We start from the raw sequence: 6,275 nt of genomic DNA, 5'->3' as shown, positions 1-6,275 counted from the left end.
GCCGTGGGGATGGCCACCAACATCCCCCCCCACAACCTCCAGGAAGTCTGCGACGCCCTGATCCATCTCATCGACCGCTGGGAGGAGCGGGACGAGGTCACGGTGGAGGATCTCATGCGCTTCATCCCGGGCCCGGACTTCCCCACCGGCGGGCTGATCCTGGGCCAGGAGGGGATCAAAGCCGCCTACGCCACCGGGCACGGGCGGCTGGTGGTACGGGCGGTGACCCGCATCGAGGAGATGAAAGGCGGGCGCTGGCGGATCGTGGTGACGGAGTTGCCCTATCAGGTGAACAAGGCGGCCCTCATCGAGCGGATCGCCGAGCTGGTCCGCGAGGGGCGCATCGAGGACATCGCCGACCTGCGCGACGAGTCCGACCGCCACGGGATGAGCATCGTCATCGAGCTCAAGCGCGGCGCCCGGCCCCAGACGGTGCTCAACCAGCTCCTGAAGTTCACCCCCCTTCAGACCACCTTCGGGGTCCAGATGCTGGCCCTGGTGGATGGCCAGCCTCGGGTCCTCTCCCTCAAACGGATGCTGCAGCTGTTCGTCGAGCACCGGATCCAGGTGGTGACCCGGCGGACGCGCTACGACCTGGAGAAGGCGAAGGCGCGGGCCCACATCCTGGAGGGGCTGCGGATCGCCCTCCAGTTCCTGGACGAGGTGATCGCCCTCATCCGCAACGCCCCCGATGCGGAGACCGCGAAAACACACCTGATGGCCCGCTTCGGGCTCACGGAGGTCCAGGCCCAGGCGATCCTGGACATGCCGTTGCGGCGTCTGGCGGCGCTGGAGCGTCAGCGGCTGGAAGAGGAGTATCAAAGCCTGCAGGCCCGCATCGCCGAGCTGGAGGCCCTGCTGGCCGATCCCCATAAGATCCGGTTGGTGATCCGCGGGGAGCTGCAGGAGCTCAAAGAGAAATACGGCGATCCCCGCCGCACCCGCATCCTCCCCGAGGCCACGGCGGAGTTCACGGTGGAGGACCTCATCCCCGACGAGCCGGTGCTGGTGCTCCTGAGCCAGCGCGGCTACATCAAGCGGGTGCCGGTGGCCGCCTACCGGCCTCAGGGCCGCGGAGGGCGCGGGGTCACCGGGATGACCACCGACGAGGAGGACGCGGTCGCCCGGGGACTGGCCTGTCGAGCCCTGGACTACCTCTTCCTTTTCACAGATCAGGGCCGGGCCTATCGGATCCGGGTCTACGAGGTGCCGGACGCGGATCGGGCGGCCCGGGGCCTCCCCATTGTGAACCTGATCAACCTGGCGGAGGGCGAACGCATCACCGCCCTGGTGGCCGTCCCACCCGCTTGGATGGAAGGGGCCGGCGATGGGGCGGATCGTTACCTGGTGATGGCCACTCGCATGGGGAAGATCAAGCGGGTCCCCCTGAGCGAGTTCCTCACTGTCCGCTCCTCCGGCCTGGTGGCGATCCTGCTGGAGGAAGGGGATGTGCTGCAAGACGTTTGCCTCAGCGACGGCCGTGGGGACCTGGTGCTGGTGACGGCCCAGGGCCAGGCGCTGCGCTTTGAGGAGGCGGAGGTCCGCCCGATGGGTCGGGCGGCGGCCGGCGTGCGGGGCATCCGGCTGGAGGAAGGAGATCAAGTAGTCGCCCTGGATCGGGTGGATCCGGAGGGAGAGCTCCTGGTGGTGACGGCGGGAGGTTTCGGGAAGCGCACCCCCTTCGCCCAGTATCCCCAGAAGGGCCGGGCCACGGGAGGCGTGCGGACGGTGGCGGATCGACTGGAGGAGATCGGGGAGATCGTGGCGGCGCGGACGGTGCGTCCGGAGGACGACCTGGTGCTGCTGACGGTCAGCGGGATGGCCATCCGGATCCCCGTCCGGGAGATCCCCCAGGCCGGCCGGGCTGCCCGCGGCAGCCGCCTGATCGCCCTGGCGGAAACCGATCGGCTGGCCTCCATCGCCCGGATCCGCCCGGAGGGATGAACCGGCTTCGCCGGCCTCCCGCCTTCCCGGTTCCTCGGGAGGGGGAACCCCTCCCATCGGGATCTGCGTTAAGATCGACTTGGCAGTTGTGCAGGTATGGAGGCATCCATGCGGTTCCGGGATCGGCGGGAGGCTGGACAGCGGCTGGCGGAGGCGTTGCGGGACCTGGAGCCGGAGGCCCGGGCCGGACAGGTGGTGGTGCTGGGGATCCCCCGGGGGGGCGTGGTGGTGGCCTACGAGGTTGCCCGGGCGCTGGAAGCTCCCCTGGATGTAGTGCTGGCCCACAAGCTGGGCGCCCCGGGCAACCCCGAGCTGGCCATCGGGGCGGTGGCCGAGGATGGAACCCTCTGGATCGATCCCCTCGCGGTCGCGGAGCTGGAGATCCCCCCCGCTTACATAGAGGAAGAGACCCGCCGCCAGCAGGAGGAGCTGCGGCGACGGGCTGTCCGCTTTCGCGGGCTCCGCCCGCCGGTTCCGGTGGAAGGGCGAACCGTGGTGGTGGTGGACGATGGGATCGCCACGGGGGCGACGATGCGGGTGAGCCTGCGCTCGCTGCGCCATCGGGGCGCGAAGCGGCGGATCGCCGCCGCCCCGGTGGCGCCGCCGGAGATGCTCCCCCGGGTGGAAGCGGAAGCCGACACGGTGGTGGTGCTTTACACCCCTGCCCTGTTCTGGGCCGTCGGGGCCTTCTACGAGCAGTTCGAGCAGGTCTCCGACGAGGAGGTGATCGCGCTGTTAGAAGAAGCCATGGCCTGGGGGGCGCGCTCATGAACTCCTCCATCCACACGGAGCTGACACCGGAAGCGATGATCCAGCGGCTTCGGGAGGCGCTGGCCCGGCCGCTCCCCGGGCCTTCGGCCCAGTGGGAGATGGCCCCGCCCTATCGTCGGACCCTCCTGGAGCAGACCGGGGGACTTCCTCCGGAGGCCCGGCCGGCGGCTGTGCTGATCCTCTTGTATCCCCGGGGCCGTGACCTCGCCTTCCCGCTCACCCGACGGACGGATCATGTGGCCCATCACAAGGGGCAGATCTCCCTGCCCGGGGGCGCATGCGAGCCGGGCGAATCCCCGGAGGCGACTGCTCTGCGGGAAACCGAGGAGGAGCTGGGCTTCCCGGGAAGCCGGGTGCGTCTCCTGGGTCGTCTCACGCCCCTATATGTTCCCCCCAGCGGCTTTCTGGTATATCCGGTGGTGGGCGATCTCCCGGAGCGCCCCGTGTTCCATCCCGCCCCCCTGGAGGTGGCGGAGGTGCTGGAGGCCACCCTCTCCTGGCTGCTGGATCCGCGCCATCAGGGGGAGGAGGAATGGGAGCTTTACGGCGCGCGGTGGCGGATCCCGGTGTTCCGGCTGGGGGGGCACATCATCTGGGGGGCCACAGCGATGATCCTGGCGGAGTTCCGGGCTGTGGCGCGCGAGGCCCTTGATCCCCTCAGGGGATCCCACGCAGGCGCTCGGGATCTCGCGCTTCCATCCGGAGGCCTTGTCGATCCGGCGGGGCTGGGGGAGAATCCCCAGCGGGAGGAGAGGACAACGCCAAGGACACCTCCGATTTGCCTCTGATCGGACGATCTGGCCGGGAGGTTGCAGCGATGCGGAACTTCATCGCCCAGCGCGTAGCTTCCATCCCTCCGTCCGGGATCCGCCGCTTCTTTGATATCGCGGCGACGATGAAAGACGTGATCAGCCTGAGCATCGGCGAGCCGGATTTCGTGACGCCGGAGCCGATCCTCAAAGCCGGCGTGGAGTCCCTGCTGCGAGGGGAGACCCATTACACCAGCAACTCCGGGCTGATCGAATTGCGGGAGGCGCTGGCCGAGCATCTCTACCGGCTTTACGGCGTCTCCTATGACCCGGAGTCGGAGATCCTGATCACCGTGGGGGTTTCCGAGGCCCTTTACCTGGCGGTGAACGCCATCCTGGATCCGGGGGATGAGGTGATCATCCCCCAGCCGTGTTTCGTCTCCTATGCGCCGGAGGTGACCCTGGCGGGGGGCGTGCCGGTGACCTTCGCCACGCGGGCGGAGGAGGATTTCCAGGTCAACCCCGCCGACGTCGAGGCCCGCATCACCCCGCGCACCAAGGCCATTCTGATCGGCTACCCCAACAACCCCACGGGGGCGGTGATGCCGCGGGAGAAGCTGATGGCCATCGCCGCCCTGGCGGAGAAATACGATCTCCTGGTGATCTCCGACGAGATCTACGACCGCCTGGTCTACGATGGGACGCACACGTGTTTCGCGGCGTTGCCGGGGGCCCGGGAGCGAACCATCCTCCTCGGCGGCTTCTCCAAGGATTACGCTATGACAGGATGGCGGATCGGCTATGCAGCGGCGCCTCAGGAGATCCTGGCGGCCATGCGCAAGATCCATCAATACACCATCATGTCCGCTCCCACTCCCTCCCAGTATGCTGCCCTGGCCGCCCTGCGCATCGGGGAGGAATACGTGGAACAGATGCGCCAGGAATACGACCGGCGCCGGCGGCTGATCGTGAAGGGGCTCAACGAGCTGGGCCTGACCTGCTTCGAGCCGAAAGGGGCCTTCTACGCCTTCCCCTCCATCGCCCGCACCGGCATGAGCGACACGGAGTTCAGCGAGCGTCTGCTCATGGAGGAGAAGGTGGCCGTGGTCCCGGGGAGCGCCTTCGGACTGGGGGGCGAAGGGCACGTCCGCTGCTCGTATGCCACCGCCTACGAGAAGATCGAGGAGGCCCTCGAGCGCATCGCCCGCTTCCTGAAGCGCTACGGGTAGATCCCGGAGGCACAGCCACAGCGGGCTACACCCTGACGGGGCGGGGCAGCCTCTCATGCGGCTCCCCGCCCCACCCAGAGTCCTTCGGAGGCTGAGAGGGGCGGCTCACCATTCCTCGTCCTCTTCATCCTCCTCGAGGTCGATCTCCTCCCACTCCTCGTCGCCCAGCTCCAGCTCCTCCTCTTCCTCCGGGACCACCTCTTCCTCCTCCCACTCCTCCTCCTCGGCCTGGGTATAGGTCAGGCACCCCATCTCAGGGTCCAGCTCGATCTCATCGGCCGTGCACATGCCGGCCTCCAGGTAGACACAATCCACATAATGGCAGCGAATGCGCGGCATGGGATCCCTCCTGACGGAATGTTAAAGGATTGAGGAAGATCTCGGAGGCGACGTCTTGCTTCCTTAACTGCGTTTACCCTTCCTCCCGGAACGTCTGATAGAAGCGAAGGCCGCACACTCCCAGCAACAGGGTGATGAGGATGGCGGAGGTCACACACCAGCTGCACCAGGCGTGGAGGACGAAGGCCTCGATGGCCGTGAGATACATTGAGAACAGCCATCCTCCCAGGGCGAGGGCGAAGGAGAGGGTCACCGTCCACGGCCGGAGGGAGGCGCGGTCGACCCATGAGAGGCCGCCGAGGAAGGCCAGGGCCAGATAAGCGCCCAGCCCCCAGGTGGCCACCGGGATCCCGAGCAGCTCCGCGTAGGGGCTGTTGTTCACCACGTCGCAGCCCCGGAACCCGAGGCAGACCAGACCCTCGCCCTGGAGCTTGGCCCACGTCAGGTAAGCGGCCACCCCCGCTCCCATTAGGGCCAATCCGATCTGGGCCAGGGCGAGCCGATCTATCGCCGCCGCCACCCTTGCCTGCGCCATCCGCCTTCCCCCTCATGGGCCTTTCTGCAGCAGGGTGTCGAGGTAAGTCTCATAGAAGGTCACATCATACAGCCCCTCGATCTTCTCCCCGTTGATGAAGATCGTCGGCGTCGCGCGGACGCCCCGCTGGCGCCCGGCCTCCGCCGCCTGGCGGATGAAATCCCGGTATTTGCCGGAGAGCAGGCAGTTCTCGAACCGCCCTCGATCCAGCCCCACCCGCGCGGCGAACCCGATCAGCCGGTCATCGGAAAACCAGCCCAGGTTCTCCCCCCGCTGGTTGGCGAAGACGACGTGCTCATATTCCCAGAACCGGCCCTGTTCCGCCGCGCAAGCCGCCGCCTCCGCCGCCCGGAAGGACTCCGGCCCCAGGAAGGGGAAATACCGGAAAATATAATACACTTTCCCGGTCTTCACGTATTTCTCATCCAGCCGCGGGGCGACCTCCCGGGCGTAGCGGGCGCAGACCGGACACTGGAAATCCGAATACTCCTCGATCACGATCTGCGCCTCCGGGTTCCCCTTATAGGGATAACCGTCCGGGGTCAGGCCGCTCGGGTAGTCCACCACGGGGACGCGTTCCGAAAGGCGGCTGGCCCACCACTGATAGCCGATCAGGGCCAGCACCCCCACCAGCGCTGCCGCCACCACCAGGATCGGCAGACCGATGGACGATCGGGTCGGGGTGGAACGGGCCGTGCGCTTGCTCAT

General features: G+C 67.7%; 7 protein-coding genes. 4 read left to right on the top strand and 3 right to left on the bottom strand.

Annotated elements, in window-relative coordinates; genetic code table 11:
* The 4 genes from CFB18_RS05100 to CFB18_RS05085 form a co-directional block, all read left to right on the top strand.
* A partial coding sequence (locus tag CFB18_RS05100; protein WP_143597525.1) for a DNA gyrase subunit A occupies positions 1 to 1,944 on the top strand: 1,944 nt, incomplete at its 5' end.
* Between the two features lie 108 nt (positions 1,945 to 2,052).
* A complete protein-coding gene (locus CFB18_RS05095) occupies positions 2,053 to 2,715 on the top strand; it encodes a phosphoribosyltransferase (RefSeq protein ID WP_200808087.1) in 663 nt (220 codons plus the stop codon).
* Positions 2,712 to 3,503, top strand: coding sequence for an NUDIX hydrolase (locus CFB18_RS05090; protein ID WP_200808086.1), 792 nt, complete (start codon positions 2,712 to 2,714; stop codon positions 3,501 to 3,503). Before CFB18_RS05095 ends, CFB18_RS05090 begins: the two co-directional genes overlap by 4 nt.
* 29 nt (positions 3,504 to 3,532) lie before the next feature.
* A complete protein-coding gene (locus tag CFB18_RS05085) occupies positions 3,533 to 4,693 on the top strand; it encodes an aminotransferase class I/II-fold pyridoxal phosphate-dependent enzyme (RefSeq protein ID WP_088570721.1) in 1,161 nt (386 codons plus the stop codon).
* Positions 4,694 to 4,798: 105 nt separating this feature from the next.
* Here the strand turns inward: CFB18_RS05085 and CFB18_RS15570 are convergent, their stop codons facing one another.
* The 3 genes from CFB18_RS15570 to CFB18_RS05070 all read right to left on the bottom strand — a co-directional run bounded on the left by CFB18_RS15570 (position 4,799) and on the right by CFB18_RS05070 (position 6,275).
* Positions 4,799 to 5,032, bottom strand: coding sequence for a hypothetical protein (locus tag CFB18_RS15570; protein ID WP_200808085.1), 234 nt, complete (start codon positions 5,030 to 5,032; stop codon positions 4,799 to 4,801).
* 73 nt (positions 5,033 to 5,105) lie between these two features.
* On the bottom strand, positions 5,106 to 5,567 hold the full coding sequence (locus CFB18_RS05075) for a vitamin K epoxide reductase family protein (RefSeq protein ID WP_088570719.1): 462 nt from the start codon (positions 5,565 to 5,567) through the stop codon (positions 5,106 to 5,108).
* Positions 5,568 to 5,579: 12 nt separating this feature from the next.
* Positions 5,580 to 6,275, bottom strand: coding sequence for a DsbA family protein (locus CFB18_RS05070; protein WP_088570718.1), 696 nt, complete (start codon positions 6,273 to 6,275; stop codon positions 5,580 to 5,582).

This window comes from Thermoflexus hugenholtzii JAD2, assembly GCF_900187885.1.
GTDB lineage: Bacteria > Chloroflexota > Anaerolineae > Thermoflexales > Thermoflexaceae > Thermoflexus > Thermoflexus hugenholtzii.
This window is presented reverse-complemented; position numbering and strand designations above follow the sequence as displayed.